Genomic DNA, 21,760 nt, shown 5'->3' with positions numbered 1-21,760 from the left:
GGCGCTCGCCTGATGCGGATGCGCAACCGGATGCAACTGGCGCTGGCCTTGCTGTGGCTGGCCGGCTTTTGCAGCCCGTTGCTCAGCCACGCGCCCAACCGCCTGCTCAGCGGCCAGGGGCTGTACCTGCCCGCGCTGCCCGGCGCGTTCTGGCTGATCGTTCCGGCGCTGCCGCTGCTGCTGTCGCCCTGGCTGCCCGCCTCCAGCCGGACGCACGGCCTGCTGGCGCTGTGCGCCGCGCTGCTGGCCAATGGGCTGTTGTGGCTGGCCGGCGGCGAAGCCGCGCGGCTGGGAGGAGGCGATCCCGACTCGCTGGCCCGCACCGCCTTCGGCGCAGGTTTCTGGCTGCTGCAGCTGGCCGCCTGCCTGCAACTGGCCGAATCTCTGCGCGGCCTGGCCTTGAGTTCCCCCGCCCGCGCGCTGGCGATCTGCGCCGCCTGCATCCCGGCGCTGGCTTTGCTGGCATACGGACAACTTGACGCGCTGGCGCTGCTGCGCGAATACCATAACGATCCGGACGCCTTCCGCCAGGCGCTGCTGCGCCATCTGCAGCTGGTAGGGCTCTCGGTGCTGCCCGCGGCGCTGCTGGGCGCGGCGCTGGGACTGGCCGCCTTCCGCCGGCCGCGCGCGGAGGCCTGGCTGTTCCCGCTATTGAACACCTTGCAGACCATTCCCTCGCTGGCCTTGTTCGCGCTGCTGATCGCGCCGCTGGCCTGGCTGGGACGGCTGTGGCCGCAATCGGGCATCGCCGGCGTCGGCCTGGCGCCGGCCGTGACCGCGCTGACGCTGTACTCGCTGCTGCCGATGACCCACGGCACGCTGGCCGCGCTGCGCCAAGTGCCGGCCGCCGCCCGCGACAGCGCGCGCGGCATCGGCATGTCGCCGTGGCAGATCTTCCGCCGGGTGGAGCTGCCGCTGGCGCTGCCGGTGTTCATCGCCGGCCTGCGCGTCACCACGGTGCAGGCGGTGGGCCTGGCCGCGGTGGCGGCGCTGATCGGTGCCGGTGGCTTCGGCGCCATCCTGTTCCAGGGCCTGTCGGCCAGCGCGCCGGATCAAGTGCTGCTGGGCGTGCTGCCCATCGTGCTGCTCACCCTGTGCTGCGACGCCGCCTTCAAACTGCTGGCCTCCCGGCTGGAACCCGTACCCCGATGATTGAAATCGCCAACGTCAACAAAACCTTCCACGGCGCGCCCGCGGTGACCGATTTGTCGCTGACCGTCGCCGCAGGCGAATTCGCGGTGCTGGTGGGCACCTCCGGCTCCGGCAAATCCACCCTGCTGAAAATGCTGAACCGGCTGCTCGAGCCGGACAGCGGCGAGATCCGCATCGCCGGCCGCGACATCCGCGCCCAGCCGCCGGAACGGCTGCGCCGCCATATCGGCTACGCGATTCAGTCCGTCGGCCTGTTCCCGCACTGGACCGTCGAGCAGAACATCGCCGCCGTGCCGCAACTGCTGAAATGGCCGCGTCCGCGGATACTGGCGCGGGTGGACGAATTGCTGGCGCTGCTGCGGCTCCCCGCCGACTTCCGCCGCCGCTACCCGCACCAGCTGTCCGGTGGCCAGCAGCAGCGCGTCGGCGTGGCGCGGGCGCTGGCGGCCGATCCCGACCTGCTGCTGATGGACGAGCCCTTCGGCGCGCTGGACCCGGTGACCCGCGCCAGCCTGCAACAGGAACTGGCGCGCATCCACCGGCTGTCCGGCAAGACCATCATCTTGGTCACCCACGACATCGACGAGGCGCTGCTGCTGGGCCAGCGCATCGCGGTGATGGACCAGGGCCGCGTCCAGCAGCAGGGCAGCCCGCGCGACATCTTGCTGCATCCCGCCAACGATTTCGTCCGCGGTTTCTTCCAGCCGGACGAAGCCGGCGTGCGGCTGCTGGGGCTGCTACGCGTGGCGGATAGGCTGCGCCCGGGCGAGCGCGCCGCCGGTCCCGCCCTGCGCGCCGACGCCACGCTGCGCGAGGCGCTGTCGGCATTCATCGTCCAGGGCGCGGCGGCGCTGCCGGTGATCGATGCCACGGGAGCGGAAGTGGGCGCGCTGTGCTTCGAAGACCTGCTGGGCGCATCAGAATGAGGCGGCGCGTGGGGCTGATCGCCGGCTCGCTGGCCCTGGCCGCGCTGCTGCTGGGCCTGCCGCGCAGCGCGCCATTGTTTCACTACTGGTTTCCCGAACTGGACCGTCCTCTGTATCTGCAGGACGGCTTCGGCGAGCTGCTGCTGGCGCATCTGGCCATTGTCGCGCTGTCCGGCGGCACGGCGGCCCTGCTGGGGATAAGCGCCGCGCTGTGGTCCAGCCGGCCCGCCGGGCGCGATTTCCGCCCGCTGTTGGAAACGCTGCTGTCCATCGCCCAATCGTTTCCGCCGGTGGCGGTGCTGGCGCTGACGGTGCCGCTGATCGGCTTCGGCGCCGCGCCGGCGCTGGCCGCGCTGGCGCTGTACAGCCTGCTGCCCATCACCCACGCCGCGCTGGCCGGCCTGGCATCGGTGCCGGAGGACGCGCTGGAAACCGCCCGCGGCATGGGCATGAGTCCGCGGCAAATGCTGTGGCGGGTGGAACTGCCCCTGGCCGCGCCGGTGATCGTGGCCGGCCTGCGCACCGCGATGGTGATCAATATCGGCACCGCCGCGCTGGCCTCCACCGTCGGCGCGCGCACGCTGGGCCTGCCCATCATCGTCGGCCTGTCCGGCTTCAACACCGCCTACGTGATCCAGGGCGCGCTGCCGGTGGCGTTGCTGGCCATCGTCGTCGACCAGGTGTTTCAGTGGCTGGGGGAGTGGCTGACGCCGCAGCGCCAGGCCTGAGCGAATCGGCCGGGCCACGCTGTGGATAAAAACGGCGTCCGCGCGCCGTTGTGGATAAGCATGCCGCGAGCCGCAATCCTGCCGGCCAACACCGCGGGAGCGGCTTCGCGCGCATGCGGCCCCGCTCCTCCAGCCCGGCAGACGGCTTTCGCCCCGCTAACAAAATCTTGCAAAGTCCCTGGACTGGCCGGCCGTTCTTAAGTTTCGCGTAAGTCTCGCTGGCTATGCTGCGGGAAACGCCGGATGCCCCGGCGCGGATCGCCGGCTTTCCGCCGCCGCTCAGACAACTTGCGCGAGGACCCCATGAGCGCCTTGAGAAAACACCAACCATCCCTTGCCGCCCTGAGCTCCATTCTGCTGGCGCTCACGCTGCTGGCCCCCGCGCCCGCCCAGGCCGGCGAGCTGAAAGTCCTGATGAAAGACATGAAAACGGCGCTGAACGGCGCGCTGGGCAGCGCCAGCATGCCGGAATTCTCCCGCTATCTGGCGCGTTTGCGGAACGATGCGGACAAGGCCGGGAAGCTGCCCTACGCCGACAATCCGGCCGACTACCGTGAAGGCATGCGCGCGCTGAGCGCCAATCTGGACAAGACCGAACAACTGGCCCACACCGGCGACTTGGCGGCGGCCAAACAGTCGCTGCAGGCCGCCAACCAGACCAGGAAGCATTACCACCGCTTGCTCAATTAACGCGGACGGCGTGCCGTCGCGCGGATTCGGGCTTAAAGCGGCTAACAAAATTCAGTTTACGTCTGAGGCAAGGCGCGCCGATGCGGACAGTACAAGGAGTACGCCCAGTCGGCGCATCAGGATTGTTGTTAACCACTCTTAATCGTTTCCCAAACCGGGGAGAATGAGATGTCCACCCACCATCGTTACCCTTGGACCGTCAGCGCCATGCATTGGCTGCTGGCCGCGCTGGTCGGCGCCAATTTCGCGCTTGGCTGGCTGCTTGACGATATGGAAGCGTTGATGGCCGCGCATAGGGCGCTGGGGATCGCGATCCTGGGGCTCGCCCTGCTGCGGATCGTCAACACGATGCGCGTGCGTCGCCGGTTGCCGGCTTCGGTCAATCCGGCAGGCTCATTGCCGCATTTGGGGGAAAAGCTGGCGCACGGGCTGCTGTATCTGTGCCTGATCGCCATCCCCTTACTCGGGTGGCTGAAAACCAATGCCGCCGGCCACGGCCTGAGCGCGCTCGGCTGGGCGCTGCCGACCCTGGTGGAAAGAAACCGGCAGCTGTCCCACCTGTTCGGCGACCTGCACGCGGCCACGGCCACCTTGTTCGCCGCCTTGATCGGCCTGCACATCGCCGCCGCGCTCTGGCACCAGCTCGCCCATCCCGGCCAAGGCCTGGCGCGGATGCTGCCCATCGGCCCCAAGCGCCAGCGCGGCGGCTGATTCCATCCGCCGCGAAGCCGGCTACCGCTTACTTGCCGATGCAGAAGCGGGAGAAAATCACGCCCAACAGATCGTCGGCGCTGAATTCGCCGGTGATCTCGGACAAGGCGTTCTGCGCCATCCTCAGCTCTTCGGCGAAGATTTCCACCTGCTCCCAGTCGGCCTCGGCCAGCTCCAGATGATCCGCCGCGCGGGCGATGGCGTCCAGGTGGCGCTGGCGGGCCAGGAACACGCCCTCGTCGGCGCCGCTGAAGCCTATCATTTCCAGCAACTTGGCCTTGAGCAGGTCCACGCCCTGATGCGTCTTGGCGGACAGGCGCACCAGCGGGTGGCCGTCCTCATCGGCGATGCCGGGCGCATCTGCGGTCAGGTCCACCTTATTGAAGACGTGCACGCGCGGCAGGCCGGCCGGGATGCGCGCCAGAATGGCCTGCACCTCGTCGGTGAGGCCGTGGCGGCTGTCGGTCAGTACCAGGGCCAGGTCGGCGCGCTCCACCGCCTGCCAGGTGCGCTCGATGCCGATCTTCTCCACCACGTCGTCGGTGTCGCGCAAGCCGGCGGTGTCGATCACGTGCACCGGCACGCCGTCGATGACGATCTCCTCGCGCACCGTGTCGCGGGTGGTGCCGGCGATATCCGTCACGATGGCGATGTCGTCGCCGGCCAACGCGTTCATCAGGCTGGACTTGCCGACATTGGGCTGGCCCACCAACACCACGTGCATGCCCTCGCGCAGGATGGCGCCCTGCTTGGCGGTGGCCTGCACGCCCACCAGCGTGGCGCGCAGCCGGCGCAGCCGGCCGATGGCGTCGGCCTGCTTGAGGAAGTCGATCTCCTCTTCCGGGAAGTCCAGCGTCGCCTCCACCAGCATGCGCAGATTGATCAGCTCGTCCACCAGGCCGTGCACCTGGCGCGAGAACGCGCCCTTCAACGACTTCAAGGCGCTGCGGGCGGCGGTTTCGCTGCTGGCGTCGATCAGGTCGGCCACGCTCTCCGCCTGAGCCAGGTCCAGCTTGTCGTTGAGGAAGGCCCGCTTGGTGAATTCGCCCGGCTCTGCCAGCCGCGCGCCCAGTTCCACGCAGCGCGCCAGCAGCATCTTCATCACCACCGGCCCGCCATGGCCCTGCAGCTCGATCACGTCTTCGCCGGTGAAGCTGTTGGGGCCGGGGAAGAACAGCAGCAGGCCATTGTCTATGGCCTGGCCGTGGCCGTCGAAGAAGTCGGTATAAGTGGCGTAGCGCGGCTTGGGCGTCTTGCCATGGGAGATGGCCTGCGCGAACGGCAGCAAGTCCTTGCCGGAGACGCGGATCACGCCGACGCCGCCGCGTCCGGGAGCGGTGGCGACGGCGCAGATGGTGGCGGGGGTGTAGCTGAGGTTCATCGGCATTCCTTCGATGCTTGGCCGCGGATGGTGGGCTGGAACATGGGCAGGCGGTTGGAGGTGCGTCGTCCCCTTATCTCTGGCCTTCTCCCGCCAGGGAGGGGAAAACCAGCCACATGGGGCGGCCGCCTTGCGCTCATGCTCCGCGCCGGCTTCATGCCCGCGGCGAATTCATTTGGAGCGGCTAACAGAGCGCCTGAGCCAAGGCGCGCCGACGCAGACAGTACACATGGTACGGCAAGGAGGCGCAACGCAGGATCAGGCGCTCTGTTAGCTGCTCCTGTTCAATTATCCAGCAAAAAACCCGGCCAGTGGCCGGGTTCGATCAGCAATTCAGGCGATGCGCTTACGATTGCAGCGCGGCCTTGTTGCTCTTTTCGATCTGCTTGTTGATGAACCATTGCTGGGTCATCGACAGCACGTTGTTGACCACGTAGTACAGCACCAGGCCGGCCGGGAAGAAGAAGAACAGGGCGGAGAAGGCCAGCGGCATGATCTTCATCATCTTCGCCTGCATCGGGTCGGCCGGCGGCGGGTTCAGGAAGGTCTGCAGGAACATGGTGGCCGCCATGATCACCGGCAGGATGTAGTACGGGTCCGGGCGAGCCAGGTCGGTGTACCACAGGATCCACGGCGCGCCGCGCAGTTCCACGGAGGCCAGCAGCGCCCAGTACAGGCCGATGAACACCGGGATCTGGATCAGCATGGGCAGACAGCCGCCCAGCGGATTGACCTTCTCGGTCTTGTACATCTCCATCACCGCCTGCTGGAACTTCATGCGGTCGTCGCCATGCTGCGCCTTCAGGCGCTCCAGGCGCGGCGCCAGCGCCTTCATCTTGGCCATCGAGCGGTAGGACGCGGCGGTCAGCGGGTAGAACACCGCCTTCACCGTCAGCGTCAGCAGCACGATCGCCCAGCCCCAGTTGCTCACCAGGCCATGCAGCTTCACCAGCAGCCAGAACAGCGGCGAGGCGAAGATGTAGAAGATGCCGAAGTCCTTGGCGTACTCCATGCCGTCAGCCAGCTTGGAGATGATGTTGTACTCTTCCGGACCGGCGTACAGCGGCACGGACACGCTCAGGCTCTTGCCCGGGGCGACGGTGGCGTAGTCCACCAGCGCGGCGGCGGAGTTCAGGCCGGCGGTTTCCTTCAACTCGAAGCGGCAGGAGCGCTCATCCTTGCACACGGAGGCGCCATCCAGCGGCTTCAGGATCCAGGCGGACATGAAGTAGTGCTGCAGCATGGCCACCCAGCCGTCGGCGGTGGTCTTGGCGTAGTCGCCCTTGCCCTTGGCCAGATCGTCGAAGCTCACCTTCTGGAACTTGTGCTCAGAGGTGTACACGGCCGGGCCGGTGTAGGTGTGGGCCATGCGGCCTTCGCCTTCCGGCGCCTGGCTGTCGCGCAGCAGGCGATAGTAGGCGGTGGGCGCCAGCGGCGCGGCGCCGCCGTTCACGATGTCGTAACGGACGCCGATCTCGTAGCTGCCCTTGGTGAAGGTGTAAACCTTGCTCACCTTGACGCCATTGGCGTCCGGCGCGGTCAGCTTCACTTCCAGCTTGTCGCCGGTCAGCGCGTAGCTGGGCTTGTCGGCGGTGAATACGGTTTTATGGGTGGGCAGCGCCGGGTTGCTGGCGGCAACCAGGCCGGTTTGCGCCACATAGGTGCGCTTGCCGTCGTCCTGGAACAGCTGGAACGGCTGGTTGTGATCCTCCGCCGCGCCGTGCTTCAAAAGCTTGAGCGAGCGCAGGTCGCCGCCCACGGTATCGATCTCGGCTTCGACCAGATCGGTCTTGACTTGGATGCGCTGGCCGCGGGTCAGCTTGTTGGCGTCGGCCGGCTGCGCCACATTATTGGCGGCGCCGGTCGCGGCCTGGGTCTTGGCCGCTTGCTGCTGCGGGGTGTGCTTGGGCATGAAATATTCATTCCACCCAAACAGGATGCCCACGGACAGTAGAACAAAGATTATCAGTCGCTTGGAGTCCATCTTCTCGATACCGGAAAGTTCAGGGAACCGGGTCATAGCCGCTGCCGCCCCAGGGGTGGCAACGGCAGATGCGTCTGGCGGCCAGACAGCCGCCCTTGAGCGCGCCGTGTTTTCTCACCGCCTCGATCGCGTAGCCGGAACAGGTGGGCTGGAAGCGGCAACGCGGCGCCAACCACGGGCTGATAGCCAGCTGGTAGAAACGGATCAGGAGGATGAGGATGCGCGACATCGTGCCAGTTTAGCAAACAACGCCTGCAAAGCCGTTACAGCTTCGGCGCGCTGCTCGCGGGTAAACGCCGTCTTGGCGCGCACCACGTAGTCCACGCCGTCCAGGCCTTGCTGGTTCAGGCGGAACCACTCGCGCACGCAGCGCTTGATATAGTTGCGGCGTACCGCCCGCTTGGCCACCTTCTTGCCGACCACCAGGCCCACGCGGGGATGGTCCAGGCCGTTGGGACGGGCGAACACCTGGAAGAACGCATTGCTGCGCTGTTGCCGCAAACTAAAAACGGATGAGAACTCATCCGTTTTTAACAGCCGGTGCGCACGGCGAAAGCGGTAAGCCGACAAGGGCTTAGACGGCCAGCTTCTTGCGGCCCTTGGCGCGGCGAGCGGCGATGACGGCGCGGCCGCCGCGGGTCTTCATGCGGACCAGGAAGCCGTGAGTGCGTTTGCGACGGGTATTGGAAGGCTGGTAAGTACGTTTCATGATATGGGTTTCCTGTTTCGAAACGGAAATAAACGCGTGATTTGACTCGATAATCGTCCGTTTGTCAACGAGGAATTTTCTCCAGCCCTGTGGATAACTTTGCAAAAAACCGTTAGAATGTCTAGGTTTACCGTTGCCGTCCGGCTGCACAACAAATGAACGCACTCAGGGCCCCGCTGGCCCGCAGCGTTTGAAACACCGCAGTCAGCCGGCCGCTTCCATGCCGAACTTTCCGTCGCTCGCGCGCGCGAAACACGCGCCGCGCGCGGCATTTCCCGCTGTTGCAAGCCACGCGCCGGCAGCGGGTTTTTCGCTTTCACTTGGTATGTAATGACTGAACTGGATCAATTCTGGCCTGCTTGCCTCGCCCGCCTGGAGGCCGAACTGTCTTCGCAACAGTTCAACACCTGGATCAAGCCGCTGACCGCCGAAGCCGGCGACGAAGGCATTGCGCTGTTCGCGCCGAACCGCTTCATCATGCAGTTCATCAAGGACCGCTTCCTGCCGCGCATCGAGGAACTGGCCGTGGAACTGGTGGGCGAATGCCCGGTGGAGCTGCGTTTGGGCGCGCCGGTGTCCAAGCCTGCGCAGCCGGCCGCCAGCGGCATCCAGCCCAAGGCCAAGGAGCCGGCCAAGGCCGCGGCCAGCGCCCCGGCCGCGCCGTCGCCCGCCAAGCAGGCGGCGGTGAAGGCCATTGGCGGCAGCCATGAAAGCACGCGCCTGAACCCTTCGTTCACCTTCGACACGCTGGTGACCGGCAAGGGCAACCAGCTGGCGCGCGCCGCGGCGATGCAGATCGCCGAGAATCCGGGCGACCAGGCCTACAACCCGCTGTTCGTCTACGGCGGCGTGGGCCTGGGTAAGACTCACTTGATCCAGGCGATCGGCAACCACGTGTTCCAGAAGAACCCGCAGGCCAAGATCCGCTACATCCACGCCGAACGCTACGTGGCCGACATCATGCGCGCCTACCAGCACAAGGCCTTTGATGAATTCAAGCGCTACTACCACTCGCTGGATCTGTTGCTGATTGACGACATCCAGTTCTTCGCCGGCAAGAACCGCACCCAGGAAGAGTTCTTCTACGCCTTCAACGCGCTGATCGAGGGCGGCAAGCAGGTGATCATGACCTGTGACAGCTACCCCAAGCAGATAGAAGGCATGGAAGAGCGGCTGATCTCGCGCTTCTCCTGGGGCCTGACCGTGGAAATCCAGCCGCCGGAGCTGGAGATGCGCGTGGCCATTCTGATGAAGAAGGCCGAGGCCGACAGCATCAAGCTGGAGCACAACGTGGCGTTCTTCATCGCCCAGAACGTGCGCTCCAACGTCCGCGAGCTGGAAGGCGCGCTCAAGCGCGTGGTGGCCTACGCCCGCTTCACCAACCAGAACATCACGCTGGAGCTGGTGAAGGAAGCGCTGAAGGACATCCTGGCCGCCGGCAACCGCCAGGTGACCGTGGACGCCATCCAGAAGACGGTGGCCGAGTACTACAAGATCAAGCTGTCCGACATGCACAGCAAGAAGCGCAGCCGCGACATCGCCCGCCCGCGCCAGGTGGCGATGGCCCTGGCCAAGGAGCTCACCCAGCTGTCCTTGCCCAATATCGGCGACGCCTTCGGCGGCCGCGACCACACCACGGTGCTGCACGCCTGCAAGACCATCACCGAGATGCGCGCCAACGACGCCGACATCGCACACGATTACGAAGCGCTGCTGTCGATGCTGCGCAATTAAAACCATGATCCGACTCTTCACCATTCATTGGGAGCCCGCCACATGCTGATCCTGCAAGCCGAACGCGATGCCCTGCTCAAGCCCTTGCTGGCAGTCACCGGCATTGTCGAGCGTCGCCACACGCTGCCCATCCTGTCCAACGTCCTGATCGAGAAAAAGGGCGGACAGGTAGGCTTCCTGGCCACCGACCTGGAAATCCAGATCACCACCGCCAGCAGCGACGAGCTGCCGGGCGAGGATTTCCGTCTCACCACCTCGGCCAAGAAGCTGCAGGACATCCTGCGCGCCATCCCCGGCAACGCCACCGTCACGCTGGAACAGCTGGACGGCGGCCGCCTGGTGCTGAAGGCCGGCAAGAGCCGCTTCAACCTGCAAACCCTGCCGGCGGAAGACTTTCCGCTGCTGTCCGTGGGCAGCGCCGGCGAATCCAGCTTCTCGCTGTCCCAGCGCGAGCTGAAGCGCCTGATATCCCAGGTGCAGTACTCGATGGCGGTGCAGGACATCCGTTATTACCTCAACGGCCTGTTGATGCAGACCGATGGCAACCAGGTGCGCCTGGTGGCCACCGACGGCCACCGCCTGGCCTTCGCCAGCGCCGACGTCACCGCCACCCTGCCCAAGGCCGAGGTGATCCTGCCGCGCAAGACCATCATCGAGCTGTACAAGCTGCTGCAAGACAGCGACGACGAGATCAAGATCGAAGTGCTGGCCAACCAGGTGCGCTTCAGCTTCGGCGCCACCGTGATCATCAGCAAAGTGGTGGACGGCAAGTTCCCCGACTACAACCGCGTGATCCCGCTGGACAACGAAAAGATCTTCCTGATCGAACGGCTGGAATTCCTGCACGCGCTGCAACGCGCCGCCATCCTGGCCAACGAGAAATTCCGCGGCGTGCGCCTGGTGCTGGCGCCGGGCAAGATGTCCATCCTGTGCACCAACAGCGAACAGGAAGAAGCCGAGGAAGAACTGGAAATCGCCTTCCAGGGCGGCACGCTGGAAATCGGCTTCAACATCAATTACCTGCTGGACGTGCTGACCAATCTGCCGGCCGACACCCTGCAGCTGGCGTTTGGCGACTCCAACCGCAGCGCGCTGTTCACCATTCCGGATGTCAGCAACTTCAAGTACATCGTGATGCCGATGCGCATCTAAATGTAGAACGGAGCGGGCGGCCCAGCCGCCCACCGGGTTAAAGAGCCCCCTCCCCCGGGCGGGCGGCTCTCAAGAATGACCGGCGCGGCCCGCCTCACAGCGCAGCCGCCGCCATTTGGAAGGTTTGAGTATGAGCGAACAAGAATACGGCGCGGACAGTATCAAGGTGCTTAAAGGCCTGGATGCGGTGCGCAAGCGCCCCGGCATGTACATTGGCGACACCCAGGACGGCACCGGCTTGCACCACATGGTGTTTGAAGTGCTGGACAACGCCATTGACGAGGCGCTGGCCGGCCATGCCGACACCATCAAGGTCACCATCAATCCGGACAACTCCGTTTCCGTGGAAGACAACGGCCGCGGCATCCCCACCGACATCCACCCGGAAGAAGGGCGGTCGGCGGCGGAAGTGATCATGACCATCCTCCACGCCGGCGGCAAATTCGACAGCAACAGCTACAAGATCTCCGGCGGCCTGCACGGCGTGGGCGTATCGGTGGTGAACGCGTTGTCCGACTGGCTACGGCTTAAGATCTGGCGCGACGGCAAGGTGCACGAGATGGAATTCCGCCGCGGCGACGCCGTGGCCCCGCTCACCGTCACCGGCCATACCAGCCACCGCGGCACCGAGGTCACCTTCTTCGCCAGCGTGGAAACCTTCGGCCACATCGAATTCCACTTCGACATCCTGGCCAAGCGCATCCGCGAGCTCTCGTTCCTGAACCAGGGCGTGGGCATCCAGCTGATCGACAAGCGCAGCGGCAAGGAAGAAAACTTCGCCTTCTCCGGCGGCGTGGCCGGCTTCGTGGAATACATGAACCGCAACAAGACCGTGCTGCACCCGAAAGTCTTTTACGGCATCGGCGAGAAGGACGGCATGAGCGTGGAAGTGGCGATGCAATGGAACGACTCGTATCAAGAGAGCGTCCAGTGCTTCACCAACAACATCCCCCAGCGCGACGGCGGCGCCCACATGACCGCGCTGCGCCAGGTGATGACCCGCACGCTGAACCAGTTCATCGAAGAAACCGAAGCCGCCAAAAAGGCCAAGGTGGACACCACCGGCGACGACATGCGCGAAGGCCTCACCTGCGTGCTGTCCGTCAAGCTGCCGGACCCCAAGTTCTCCAGCCAGACCAAAGACAAACTGGTCTCCAGCGAAATCGGCCCGGTGGTAAACGAAGTGATCAGCGAAGCGCTGAAAACCTATCTGCTGGAAAACCCCAACGACGCCAAGATCATCTGCGGCAAGATCGTGGAAGCCGCCCGCGCCCGCGAGGCCGCGCGCAAGGCCCGCGAAATCACCCGCCGCAAAGGCGTGATGGACGGCCTGGGCCTGCCCGGCAAGCTGGCGGACTGCCAGGAAAAAGACCCGTCGCTGTGCGAACTGTACCTGGTGGAGGGTGACTCCGCCGGCGGCTCCGCCAAGCAAGGCCGCGACCGCAAATTCCAGGCCATTCTGCCGCTGAAGGGCAAGATCCTGAACGTGGAACGCGCCCGCTTCGACAAAATGCTGCAAAGCCAGGAAGTGGCCACGCTGATTACCGCCATGGGCTGCGGCATCGGCAAGGACGAGTACAACCCGGACAAGCTGCGCTACCACCGCATCATCATCATGACCGACGCCGACGTGGACGGCGCGCACATCCGCACCCTGCTGCTCACCTTCTTCTACCGCCAGATGACCGAGCTGGTGGAACGTGGCCACATCTACATCGCCCAGCCGCCGCTCTATAAGGCCAAGCACGGCAAGCAAGAACGCTATCTGAAAGACGACGGCGAACTCAACCAATACCTGCTGCAACTGGCGCTGGAAAAAGCCGAACTGATCCCGGCCGAAGGCGAAGCCGCCCTGTCCGGCGAAACCCTGGGCGAAATCGCCCGCCAGTTCCTGCTGGCCCGCGCGGTGATGGAACGCGAAAGCCGCGTCATCGACCCGCTGGTGCTGGAAGCCATGCTCAAAACCGGCCCGCTGTCGCTGGAAAGCCAACAACAGGCCGACCACACCGTGGCCGAACTCTCCAAGCACCTGCCGGCCGAAACCATAGACCTGCAGCTGCTGCGCGATGAAAAGAACGACGGCCACCTGGTGAAGATCATCCGCAAGCTGCACGGCAACGTGCTGGTGACGGTGCTGGACCAGAACTTCCTGGACAGCGGCGACTACGCCGAGCTGAAGAAGACCGGCAGCCTGCTGGGCGGCCTGCTGCGCCAGGGCGCCCACGTGAAGCGCGGCGAAACCGTCAAACCGGTGGCCGAATTTGGCGAAGCGCTGGACTGGCTGCTGGCCGAAGTGAAGAAGGGCATGAACATCCAGCGCTACAAAGGCCTGGGCGAGATGAACCCGGAACAGCTGTGGGAAACCACCATGGACCCGGCCGTGCGCCGCCTGCTCAAGGTACGCATCGAAGACGTGATGGGCGCGGACGACGTGTTCACCACCCTGATGGGCGACGAAGTGGAGCCGCGCAGGCAGTTCATCGAAGGCAATGCGCTGATTGCGCGGAACATCGACGTGTAAGTTTGTAGGATCCCACGAAGATCTAGATTTTTCCCACTTTTCTAGATGTTTGGGATTTCACGCACAGCCTGTGCGGTAAGAAGGACGGCCTCCAAGATTGGAGGCCATTTTTTTGGTACCAAGTCATGATAGTAGCTGCTCTTCAACCATAGCTGCCACTCAAGCCAAGAGCAGAAAGTCGCCACTCCCTATCGGGACAGACTAAGATGCGCCGCCATGTCCTCGAACCAACTGACTACCGTGCAATCTGAAAACCGACCCAGTCCAGCTGCCGCTCAAAAGCGCCTAGAGAAGCGGGCATACTTCATATATCATGCGCATACGCATGTTTGATCACAAGTTAAACTAGAATGAATACACCTTGGGGACCGTTGTCTCTACTCAATTACCACGATACCGAAATAGCGGCCGAGATCCTCAGCAGCGATAAGCATACATTGCTTGAGGGGCTGGTTGTGGAGTCACTATTCGACCAGATCGTAGAGAGTATACCCGAGGCTACCGGTAATGCGATCACCCAGCTTGACGTAGATACAGTCGTCGTGGATACAGGGCGCGAGAAAGAGCGATGGCTCGTGTTTGTATGGGTAAGAAGCAAAAGCAAGGGTTTGGGCCGGTATTTCATCGCGCTCGAGAGATGTTTCGTTCCATACTACGTGATGTATAGCGAAGGCCGCTTCGATGCTGTACGGGTGAGCAAGGGGCGTAAAGTCGGGAAAAGTCGGGCGCTGCATGAGCTCATGTACGAGCTATCCGGTGGTCAAATGAAACCTTTTGAAGTAGCAGAAGCAGTTCGAGACAAAAACCGCCAAAAACAAGCCTATTGGGGCTATATCTCAAGCCATTACGGTGATTATCTCGGTGATCGTGTTGTTCTCCCGCGCATTTTCATCAATTGCGCGATTCAGCCGTACTTCCGAAATGTTTGGAATCTTGACCGCGTCCTTGTGGTCGGTGAGGATGTGTGGGTTCTTGAGATTAAGCATAAATTCCCAATTGATTTGTATGGCTTGTACTTCGGCATCAACGAAGGTGAGCTCTCTGTACTCGGCATGCTTGCCGGGGCCAATATTCGCTGTCTGCATACGGTACTTGTTAAACCGTATTGGACTACAAAGATCGGGTCTATGTATCTCTTGGGCGACATGAAGATGCGTGAGCGCACAGCGCTCGTCGCTATCGTGCTAGGCGAGGAGATCATCGCAAAGATCAGTAAGCGCCCAACGTACAAGTCGAAGAATTACACATCGGCGAACGGCAAATCCGAGGTCAGTTACAAATGTGCGCAGGCTGTGGAGTTTGTTTCACTCGGGCTCTTCTCTGATAGGGCGACGGACATCGCGGGAAAAATTGCAGTGCTCATGAAGGGAAACCAACTCTCGCCTGTCAATGAGGCATGGCTGCGTCGTTTGCGTGCCGTCTCGAAACAGTGAGATAAGCACTACGCGTGTTGCCCTCCTCGTTAGTGCTTAGAACGCATTGCACCCAATGAGTCTCATTGGGTGGATGTATGGCGATAGCCCGTCCCCTCACTTCACACCTGCGCAGCTTTTACCTCGTGAATAAACTCTTGCAAATCCAGTAATCTATCCTGCTGTCGTAACGTGTAAGTAGTATGGATGCTGGTGGGTATCACGAGTCGAAGCTGGTGGGAGGCCATCTCGTCGGTCTGCGCCTCGCTGATCGAGGCCTCCAGAGTAACCAGATGTTTGGGCATGATGCGGCCTGCTTCACTTAGGACTTGCCGCCAGCGGTCCTTACAGGTGGTCTTGGCACCCAGCATCAACAGCTGCTCTGCCGGAAAGGTCGGGTCGTGGTAGGCTGCAAAGGAGGGAAACATGAAGTCCGGCCGGGCGTTGTTTTCGGTAACGTTGCCTTTGCCACGACCTTGCTGGAACTGCAAGCCATGAAGACGGAACAGTGTGTCCAAATGACCTTCGAAGGCATGGCCTACTCGTGACTTGCGGCGATTCTGCACGCTGAGGGAATAGTTGATGAAAGCATCCACATCATCGCCGTGCTCACCAAAGCCGGCGCGCAGCTGAGCCTGTACCAGCTGGCGTTCGTACAGGCGGAACAGTTTTTCTTCCTGCTCCATCCACTCCATCAGTGTGCCATCCGGATCTGCCAGCGGATTGGTATGATCGGCGATGCTGTCGCGGGCGAAGGCCGAAAAGGCAGCGGTGGCCGGAAAGGCCTTGCCACCAAAGGTGTCCAGCAGGCGTTCGGTCCATTCGTCGTCGGAGTGGTCGGGCTTGTTCAGTTCGATGCCCAGCGCTTCCAGCATCATCCGCAGTGGCAACAGCAGGCTGCCGGCATCCAGTTCGCCCGCCTTGAAGCGTTCGCCGATTTCGCCCAAGCCAAACAGGATGCGCAGTTGCCGCTCAGCCGCGCTGCCGGCCGGTGCAAACACCATCAGCAGGCTGCCGGGCTTCAGATCGGCCCCGTCCAGCGGCAGGAACACATCCTGCAGCGGCAGGGCATCTTCGCGCAGCTTGGCCACCAGAAAGAAATCTCCTTCGCTGATGCGGGCAGTGACCGGGCTATCATAGTAGTAGAGGCGGTATTCCGGGCCTCGGTGGAGCACCCTTCGTCGGCAGTCGTACCAAGTGACGTGACTATCGCAGATAACTGGTTCGTCATCATCATCGGAAATGTAGATCTGGCGAGCGCGGAAGCGGTATACCTCTTGCTTGCCGGGAGTGCCCAGCCATTCGCGGAAACCGGCTGCTGGCAGGCCGCCAATTTCATGCTGGTTGGACTTGCCGGGCTCTGCATCCACGGCACTCAGGTATTTGGCAGCAACGCCTTCTGTATAATCACTGATTCGGTCGTCAAACATGGCAGGGGCTGGATGCCGGTCTCTTCGATATGTGCGTCACAAGTACCCATTATCAACCAGTTGGAAATACAGTCAATCAGTATGTCATTTCCTGATGGTTCCTTCTTTCGTGTTGCACACTCCCAGACCACAAGAATGCGCCAGCCTGCCAGCCTCAATTGCATCAGCTGTCGGGTATCCCTTTCCCTGTTGCCGTTGATCTTCTCCAGCCAGAAAGCCGTACGGGTTTGTGGTACTTTGAAATAGTGGCAGTCATGCCCATGCCAGAAACAGCCATGGATAAACACCACCGCCTTGTATTTGGGAAATACAAGGTCCGGCTTACCTGGCAAATTCTTGTTGTGCAACCGGTAACGAAAGCCCCGCGCATGCAAGGCCTTGCGTATCAACAATTCAGGCTTGGTGTTCTTGCCACGGATACCCGACATCATCCGACTGCGGGTAGCCTTGTCAACGATATCAGCCATCAGGAGGTCAGGCCATTGCAGCCTGGAGCGGTAGCTCCGGTTCCAGCGTTTCCAAAATCAGGAACTGGTGCATCAACCGGGCCGTATGTGCCATCACATCCACTACAACCGAATTGCCGAATTGCTTGTAAGCGCGGGTATCAGAGACCGGGATACGGAATGTGTCTGGGAAGCCCATCAGCCGTGCGCATTCTCGCGGAGTCAAACGACGGGGATTCCTGTTCTCTCCCTGATATACGAGGATTTCCGAGCCATCCTTGTAATAGCGGGCAGACAGGGTGCGAGTGACACTGTCGGCACCCACCAACCCAAAACCAAAACCATTTCCCTTGGCCCGGTGCTTCTCTGCATAGGCTTGCAAGTACGCCCACAACTTTGGCGTAAGAGTATATTTGTCCTGCACCTTGCGGGCTGCATGGTCAAAAAAGCGGTCCCCATCCCAAGGTAACAAGGGTTCACTACCATCCGTACGGTGCAGGATCTCCCCCAGCCGGATATTACCCTTGGGAGGCAATGGCAAGGCATCCCAATCGAAGGCCACCGGTTCGCGGAAACCAACAATCAGGATACGCTCACGGTGCTGCGGGGTGAAATGGGCACCATCTATCACCTTGTAATGAATGTGATATCCCAACTCCTCGCTCAGGGTGCGACGGATCACGTCAAAAGTACGGCCTTTGTCATGGGACAACAGGTTTTTCACATTTTCAAGCAGAAAAGCACGCGGACGCTTTTCGTCAATGATCCGGGCCACATCGAAAAAAAGCGTACCTTGGGTTTCATCCTGAAAACCGTGGGCGCGGCCCAGCGCATTCTTTTTGGAAACTCCTGCAATGGAAAATGGCTGGCAGGGAAATCCAGCCAACAGAACGTCATGATTTGGCACGTCACCAGCATTGACTTGGGTGATGTCACCGTTCAGAACATGCTGGTCACGGTTGTAATTTTCGGCGTAGGTTTTCTGGGCGTAACTGTCCCATTCGCTTGTAAATACACAGCGTCCGCCAATGCTTTCAAAAGCCTGTCTGATGCCACCAATGCCAGCAAACAGGTCAATGAAAGTAAAGTCGGCTCCGTCTTGGTTAAAGGGGAGAGAGGGTGGCAACATCTGGCGCAGAGCATGCACCAAGAAAGACGGTGGTTCACAGTCACCAGCCTCCCAGCGGCGGATGGTACGCACATCCACCTTGAGTGTTGCCGCAATCTCGGCTTGGCTGCGCAGCTGTCGAACCTCCGCCAGCATGGCCTTGACGTGGAGAGTGTCTGATGCGTTCATTGATCTTCTCTGGGACAAAAACCGGACATATCGTCCTGAAATACACACATTTTATCCAGTAGGGGAGGGAATGGCTAGGTAAAATTGAGGTCTTGACTGTGCAATGTACTGAATCAATACGGTTAATCACTCTCACTTACCTAGACACCGCTTGGGATTCCTCTGCATCGCACTTCACAACACTTGCCAATACGTACTTCTTCGCTTGCCTAGCAAGACTCCCCGCTAGATAATCCTCCCGTGCTGTTCAATAGCGGCACCGGGATTGGCGTCCCGACACCATCTTGGCGGACCGCGGCGAAAGCACCGGTCCTCACACTATTGCTACGCGCAATTTATGGCGGGCCGTGGTGGGAGTGTCGCAAGACACGCCGGGTTCAAGATGGCCGGTACGCCAATCCTGCCATGCGCCTGCCACCCCCGATTGGCGTCGGGAAGGCAGGGGTGAGCATCCATCTTGAAAAGGGTTCTGCCATGACCAGCATTTCCCGCAGTGCGTCTCACTCTGCCGTATCCTCCAGCCCTTTGCTCCGTTCCGGGGCGTCTGCCTCTTTGTCTCAGCCCAGCCTGCTGGCCATGCATAGGCTGCATGATGCCTTTGCCGCCTTGCAGGACCAGCTTGCCCGCAAGCCGCAGGCCTGCGCCCGCGTGCCGGCGGCGCAGCTGGCGCATGTGTGCCGCGACATTGAGGACGCGGTGGTGGAAACCATCTGCCACCTGGCCCACGGCCAGCTGGGCTTGCAGGCGTTGTTGGGCCTGCTGTCCGCGCTGGGCGACGATGCGCGCCTGCCTTCCAGCCGCCTGCTGCAGTTGTTGGCGCCGCTGGACAAGCGGATGGAAGCGTCGCTCAGCCGGCTCACCAGCGTGCTGTAAGCCGCTGCCGCCGCGGCCCATCCGGGCACGGCGGCCGCTGAGAACCCCGTGTTGGGGTGGGCAGCGGCGTGGCGGCACCTTGGGGGCGCACTCACCCACCGCGCCCCTCGCCGCCTGCGCATCAGGCACCGCTCCGCCCTCGCCGCTTTCTCCGCCCCTGCACGGGACGCACTGACTTGCCGCTCGCCCGCGCGCGTTGGCCTTTCCCCGGCCGCAGGCCGGACAGGCGCTGGCTCGCGCCCGGGCGGGCGGACTTTCTCGCTGGAGGATACGCATGTCCCACCCCACTGAATTTGCGCCGTTTACCGTGCACATCCGCCCCCAGGCACGTGGCCACGGGCCACACCACCACCTGCGGCCATCCAACCCAGCCGCGCCGCTGGCCAAGCTGAACCACATTTTTGCCCAGCTGCAGGCGCAATTGGCCGACCCCGATCTAGCCAGCCTGCGCCAACCGGTGGCACAGCTGGCCCACCTGTGCCGGGAGATGGAGGGCGCGGTAAGGGCATCCATCCCCCACCTGGCCCACGCCCAGCTGGGCCTGGAATCCATGATGGACCTGCTCTCATGCCTGGGCGACGACGTGCGCCTGCCATCCAGCCGGCTGAAAGAGCTGCTTGAGCCGCTGGTTAAGCGTATGGACCAGCCGCTCCACTTGCTCACCCGCGCGCTGTAAACGCACAAGCCAGCCGGGCCCGCACACGCAGGCCCGGCGGTTTCCGCTATCCAGTCATGGAGGAAAACGCATGTCCAACATCACCCCGCTAGTGCCGCCCACATTCAATCAAGACGCCGACACGAACAAACCCAACCACCTCCCCGCCACCGTAGCGGCGCTGGTGGAGTTGGATCAGATCATCGCCAAGCTGCAAAACCCGCTCACCCACCACAGCCCCACCGCCCTGCGCCTGCTAGTGGAAAGGCTGGCGGAGCTCAACCAGGAAATCGAACAAGCCCTCAGCACCAGCAACCAAACCCTGGCCCGCACCAGCGAAGGGATGCAATCGCTACTAGACCTGCTCCGCCTGGCAGACGGCACCCCATTCCCCGCCCGCCAGCTGTTCAGCCTGCTCACCCCGCTGCACCAGGAACTGCTGCTGGCCCGCTACCAGCTGGTAGGCCGGGTGTAGCAAAAAGCCCACCCGGCCGGATGGCGGGTTGGCTTTTGTTTTGCGCACAGGCAGATAGCCTGGCACGTAAGCTAGCTGCGCGACATCAAAAGTCTACTCAATTTCACTACACAAGCGCAGGCAAGCCATTCTACTTCCTAAATTTACTAAATCAGTATCTAATAAGATGTAATCTCATGTCTTTTTAAAGCTACCCTCAGCAGCTTGCGATATCACGCTCAAATATACCGACCTTAGCACGGAGAATATCCAGTTCCTTGCTTGCAGAATGAAGTCCCAGATAGTCGTCCACCACCACCATACATGTAGTAGACCGTGAACTTATTAAAATTATCCCAATCCGAAGCCTGAATTTCGCCCAAAGCTTTAGCTTCATCAACCGGGCAATTATGGCCTTTCAACCTCAATGAATTACCATCAAACCCTATAGTAAATTTTTTAACATCTTGAAAACACCCAATCTTAACCAAAAGTGAATACAAACCCTTTTCTGTAGAGTCTTGAGAATAACCCTGAACGCCAATACTAATATCAAGTTGCGGATCGCCATTCATAATGGCTATATCAAAGTCATTTCCATCAAACTTTATTACACCATCTTTAGAAATATCTTGCTCTATCACACTTAAGTCTTTTTCATTAGATTGCTTTTCAAAATATTTATCTTTACCTCTACCCATTGCTCCAAACAGGACAGCAAGAATTATGACTATAAGAATGGAGCCTATGCTCAAAGTTTTAAACGACTTTCTCATACGCACTTCCTTATATCGCTATTTCAGCACCGGCATACAATGTGGTTGATATCGTTCTAGGCGATGAGATTCAGACTCTAACCGATGGTAAAATTACGGGCTGCACAGGACCGCAACATCGAATAACCCCATAGTACCAATCCGCCACAGCGGGAGCATACAGTCGCTGCCAACCTCTCGGCACCCAGCCGATACCATCCCTGTACTCTCGTGCCAGCTATTCAGCCTCATCACTCCACTGTATCAGGAGTTACTACAAGCCCACTACCTATTACAAGGACGAATGCTGTAAGAATCCCGCTCGGCCAGATGGCGGAGTGGATTTTTTATAAGCCATTTTTGGCTCAACTCTATCAGTTTATTAGCCATGCTTATCGCGCAGCATCAATCAATTCTGATGTAACTCCATAATATTTTCTGCTGGCACAACCATTTCCGGTGAAACGACAGGCTTGCCAACATAACTTCCTTGCACGACTCGGCAGCGTACGATTTTTTTATCAGATAGCGCTTGTGCAATTTTATCAGCGGATGGAAGAGACCACCGACCATCATCTACCATATTAGCAATGCCGCTAGCTTTGTAAAAAAAATAGTCCTATCTCCTGACCTGCATCCTCAATCGCTCCCGTCCAATTTATCCCATGATCCAGTTCAATGAAGTTCCCCACTGACGCGTTGCCTATCAGGCAATTCAAACGACTCAGATTTCTGGACAATCCAGGGTCA

At 61.3% G+C, this 21,760-nt stretch carries 21 protein-coding genes; 12 read left to right on the top strand and 9 right to left on the bottom strand.

The annotated features are described in order from the left end of the window. Positions 1 to 12 precede the first annotated feature (12 nt). From DK842_RS09330 to DK842_RS09310, 5 genes are all read left to right on the top strand, one after another. Entirely contained in the window at positions 13 to 1,152 is a 1,140-nt protein-coding gene (locus DK842_RS09330) for an ABC transporter permease (RefSeq protein ID WP_114061220.1), read from the top strand. Continuing rightward, a complete protein-coding gene (locus DK842_RS09325; protein WP_114061219.1) occupies positions 1,149 to 2,078 on the top strand; it encodes an ABC transporter ATP-binding protein in 930 nt (309 codons plus the stop codon). The genes DK842_RS09330 and DK842_RS09325 overlap by 4 nt, the downstream gene beginning before the upstream one ends. 8 nt (positions 2,079 to 2,086) lie before the next feature. After that, positions 2,087 to 2,806 carry an ABC transporter permease gene (locus tag DK842_RS09320; RefSeq protein ID WP_232538640.1) on the top strand — a complete coding sequence of 240 codons (720 nt, stop codon included), beginning with the start codon at positions 2,087 to 2,089 and terminating at the stop codon, positions 2,804 to 2,806. A gap of 303 nt (positions 2,807 to 3,109) precedes the next feature. Beyond that, the gene (locus tag DK842_RS09315) at positions 3,110 to 3,496 is read left to right on the top strand and encodes a cytochrome b562 (RefSeq protein ID WP_168194859.1); all 387 of its coding nucleotides are present in this window, start codon (positions 3,110 to 3,112) and stop codon (positions 3,494 to 3,496) included. A gap of 168 nt (positions 3,497 to 3,664) precedes the next feature. Further along, positions 3,665 to 4,207 (top strand): cytochrome b, encoded by a 543-nt coding sequence (locus tag DK842_RS09310; protein ID WP_114061216.1) that lies wholly within the window; start codon positions 3,665 to 3,667, stop codon positions 4,205 to 4,207. A gap of 28 nt (positions 4,208 to 4,235) precedes the next feature. Here DK842_RS09310 and mnmE read toward each other — a convergent pair whose 3' ends face one another. The 5 genes from mnmE to rpmH all read right to left on the bottom strand — a co-directional run bounded on the left by mnmE (position 4,236) and on the right by rpmH (position 8,281). Then, positions 4,236 to 5,588 (bottom strand): tRNA uridine-5-carboxymethylaminomethyl(34) synthesis GTPase MnmE, encoded by a 1,353-nt coding sequence (gene mnmE, locus DK842_RS09305; protein WP_114061215.1) that lies wholly within the window; start codon positions 5,586 to 5,588, stop codon positions 4,236 to 4,238. Between the two features lie 346 nt (positions 5,589 to 5,934). Beyond that, positions 5,935 to 7,572 (bottom strand): membrane protein insertase YidC, encoded by a 1,638-nt coding sequence (gene yidC / locus DK842_RS09300; RefSeq protein WP_114061214.1) that lies wholly within the window; start codon positions 7,570 to 7,572, stop codon positions 5,935 to 5,937. 19 nt (positions 7,573 to 7,591) lie between these two features. Beyond that, on the bottom strand, positions 7,592 to 7,801 hold the full coding sequence (yidD, locus tag DK842_RS09295) for a membrane protein insertion efficiency factor YidD (protein WP_021477548.1): 210 nt from the start codon (positions 7,799 to 7,801) through the stop codon (positions 7,592 to 7,594). Beyond that, the gene (rnpA, locus tag DK842_RS09290; RefSeq protein ID WP_114061213.1) at positions 7,777 to 8,142 is read right to left on the bottom strand and encodes a ribonuclease P protein component; all 366 of its coding nucleotides are present in this window, start codon (positions 8,140 to 8,142) and stop codon (positions 7,777 to 7,779) included. Before rnpA ends, yidD begins: the two co-directional genes overlap by 25 nt. A 4-nt stretch (positions 8,143 to 8,146) precedes the next feature. After that, entirely contained in the window at positions 8,147 to 8,281 is a 135-nt protein-coding gene (rpmH, locus tag DK842_RS09285) for a 50S ribosomal protein L34 (RefSeq protein ID WP_021477546.1), read from the bottom strand. 330 nt (positions 8,282 to 8,611) lie between these two features. Between rpmH and dnaA the strand changes: the two genes are divergently transcribed. From dnaA to DK842_RS09265, 4 genes are all read left to right on the top strand, one after another. Further along, positions 8,612 to 10,015, top strand: a complete 1,404-nt coding sequence (gene dnaA, locus DK842_RS09280) for a chromosomal replication initiator protein DnaA (RefSeq protein ID WP_114061212.1) — start codon at positions 8,612 to 8,614, stop codon at positions 10,013 to 10,015. Between the two features lie 42 nt (positions 10,016 to 10,057). After that, positions 10,058 to 11,167, top strand: coding sequence for a DNA polymerase III subunit beta (gene dnaN / locus DK842_RS09275; RefSeq protein WP_046155229.1), 1,110 nt, complete (start codon positions 10,058 to 10,060; stop codon positions 11,165 to 11,167). A 130-nt stretch (positions 11,168 to 11,297) separates the two neighbouring features. Then, entirely contained in the window at positions 11,298 to 13,688 is a 2,391-nt protein-coding gene (gyrB, locus tag DK842_RS09270; protein WP_114061211.1) for a DNA topoisomerase (ATP-hydrolyzing) subunit B, read from the top strand. 350 nt (positions 13,689 to 14,038) lie between these two features. Next, the gene (locus DK842_RS09265) at positions 14,039 to 15,121 is read left to right on the top strand and encodes a hypothetical protein (RefSeq protein ID WP_145964006.1); all 1,083 of its coding nucleotides are present in this window, start codon (positions 14,039 to 14,041) and stop codon (positions 15,119 to 15,121) included. Positions 15,122 to 15,222: 101 nt separating this feature from the next. Here the strand turns inward: DK842_RS09265 and DK842_RS09260 are convergent, their stop codons facing one another. From DK842_RS09260 to dcm, 3 genes are read right to left on the bottom strand one after another with little or no spacing between them, the layout of a single operon-like run. Then, the gene (locus tag DK842_RS09260) at positions 15,223 to 16,530 is read right to left on the bottom strand and encodes a type II restriction endonuclease (RefSeq protein WP_114061209.1); all 1,308 of its coding nucleotides are present in this window, start codon (positions 16,528 to 16,530) and stop codon (positions 15,223 to 15,225) included. Next, positions 16,476 to 16,997 (bottom strand): very short patch repair endonuclease, encoded by a 522-nt coding sequence (locus DK842_RS09255; protein WP_114061208.1) that lies wholly within the window; start codon positions 16,995 to 16,997, stop codon positions 16,476 to 16,478. Before DK842_RS09255 ends, DK842_RS09260 begins: the two co-directional genes overlap by 55 nt. Before the next feature lie 7 nt (positions 16,998 to 17,004). Continuing rightward, positions 17,005 to 18,105 (bottom strand): DNA (cytosine-5-)-methyltransferase, encoded by a 1,101-nt coding sequence (gene dcm / locus DK842_RS09250; protein WP_198414708.1) that lies wholly within the window; start codon positions 18,103 to 18,105, stop codon positions 17,005 to 17,007. Between the two features lie 720 nt (positions 18,106 to 18,825). On the opposite strand from dcm, the gene DK842_RS09245 reads away from it, so the two are divergent. From DK842_RS09245 to DK842_RS09235, 3 genes are all read left to right on the top strand, one after another. Then, positions 18,826 to 19,146 (top strand): DUF1484 family protein, encoded by a 321-nt coding sequence (locus DK842_RS09245; protein WP_232538639.1) that lies wholly within the window; start codon positions 18,826 to 18,828, stop codon positions 19,144 to 19,146. A 274-nt stretch (positions 19,147 to 19,420) separates the two neighbouring features. After that, positions 19,421 to 19,822, top strand: a complete 402-nt coding sequence (locus DK842_RS09240; protein WP_114061205.1) for a DUF1484 family protein — start codon at positions 19,421 to 19,423, stop codon at positions 19,820 to 19,822. Positions 19,823 to 19,892: 70 nt separating this feature from the next. After that, positions 19,893 to 20,276 (top strand): DUF1484 family protein, encoded by a 384-nt coding sequence (locus DK842_RS09235; RefSeq protein WP_114061204.1) that lies wholly within the window; start codon positions 19,893 to 19,895, stop codon positions 20,274 to 20,276. A 233-nt stretch (positions 20,277 to 20,509) separates the two neighbouring features. Here DK842_RS09235 and DK842_RS22980 read toward each other — a convergent pair whose 3' ends face one another. Next, positions 20,510 to 21,031, bottom strand: coding sequence for a hypothetical protein (locus tag DK842_RS22980; protein ID WP_145964005.1), 522 nt, complete (start codon positions 21,029 to 21,031; stop codon positions 20,510 to 20,512). Between the last annotated feature and the right edge of the window lie 729 nt (positions 21,032 to 21,760).

The organism is Chromobacterium phragmitis (assembly GCF_003325475.1).
Taxonomy (GTDB): domain Bacteria; phylum Pseudomonadota; class Gammaproteobacteria; order Burkholderiales; family Chromobacteriaceae; genus Chromobacterium; species Chromobacterium phragmitis.
Note: the sequence above shows the minus strand (reverse complement) of the source record. Positions and strands in the feature narration are given on the sequence as shown.

What these genes read in the sequence shown, in the direction of transcription:
- DK842_RS09330 (WP_114061220.1), top strand. Translation starts at nt 13, where the DNA reads ATGCGGATGCGCAACCGGATGCAACTGGCGCTGGCCTTGCTGTGGCTG.
- DK842_RS09325 (WP_114061219.1), top strand. Translation starts at nt 1,149, where the DNA reads ATGATTGAAATCGCCAACGTCAACAAAACCTTCCACGGCGCGCCCGCG.
- DK842_RS09315 (WP_168194859.1), top strand. Translation starts at nt 3,110, where the DNA reads ATGAGCGCCTTGAGAAAACACCAACCATCCCTTGCCGCCCTGAGCTCC.
- DK842_RS09310 (WP_114061216.1), top strand. Translation starts at nt 3,665, where the DNA reads ATGTCCACCCACCATCGTTACCCTTGGACCGTCAGCGCCATGCATTGG.
- mnmE (WP_114061215.1), bottom strand. Translation starts at nt 5,588, where the DNA reads ATGAACCTCAGCTACACCCCCGCCACCATCTGCGCCGTCGCCACCGCT.
- yidC (WP_114061214.1), bottom strand. Translation starts at nt 7,572, where the DNA reads ATGGACTCCAAGCGACTGATAATCTTTGTTCTACTGTCCGTGGGCATC.
- yidD (WP_021477548.1), bottom strand. Translation starts at nt 7,801, where the DNA reads ATGTCGCGCATCCTCATCCTCCTGATCCGTTTCTACCAGCTGGCTATC.
- rpmH (WP_021477546.1), bottom strand. Translation starts at nt 8,281, where the DNA reads ATGAAACGTACTTACCAGCCTTCCAATACCCGTCGCAAACGCACTCAC.
- dnaA (WP_114061212.1), top strand. Translation starts at nt 8,612, where the DNA reads ATGACTGAACTGGATCAATTCTGGCCTGCTTGCCTCGCCCGCCTGGAG.
- dnaN (WP_046155229.1), top strand. Translation starts at nt 10,058, where the DNA reads ATGCTGATCCTGCAAGCCGAACGCGATGCCCTGCTCAAGCCCTTGCTG.
- gyrB (WP_114061211.1), top strand. Translation starts at nt 11,298, where the DNA reads ATGAGCGAACAAGAATACGGCGCGGACAGTATCAAGGTGCTTAAAGGC.
- DK842_RS09265 (WP_145964006.1), top strand. Translation starts at nt 14,039, where the DNA reads ATGAATACACCTTGGGGACCGTTGTCTCTACTCAATTACCACGATACC.
- DK842_RS09260 (WP_114061209.1), bottom strand. Translation starts at nt 16,530, where the DNA reads ATGTTTGACGACCGAATCAGTGATTATACAGAAGGCGTTGCTGCCAAA.
- DK842_RS09255 (WP_114061208.1), bottom strand. Translation starts at nt 16,997, where the DNA reads ATGGCTGATATCGTTGACAAGGCTACCCGCAGTCGGATGATGTCGGGT.
- dcm (WP_198414708.1), bottom strand. Translation starts at nt 18,105, where the DNA reads ATGTTGCCACCCTCTCTCCCCTTTAACCAAGACGGAGCCGACTTTACT.
- DK842_RS09240 (WP_114061205.1), top strand. Translation starts at nt 19,421, where the DNA reads ATGTCCCACCCCACTGAATTTGCGCCGTTTACCGTGCACATCCGCCCC.
- DK842_RS09235 (WP_114061204.1), top strand. Translation starts at nt 19,893, where the DNA reads ATGTCCAACATCACCCCGCTAGTGCCGCCCACATTCAATCAAGACGCC.
- DK842_RS22980 (WP_145964005.1), bottom strand. Translation starts at nt 21,031, where the DNA reads ATGAGAAAGTCGTTTAAAACTTTGAGCATAGGCTCCATTCTTATAGTC.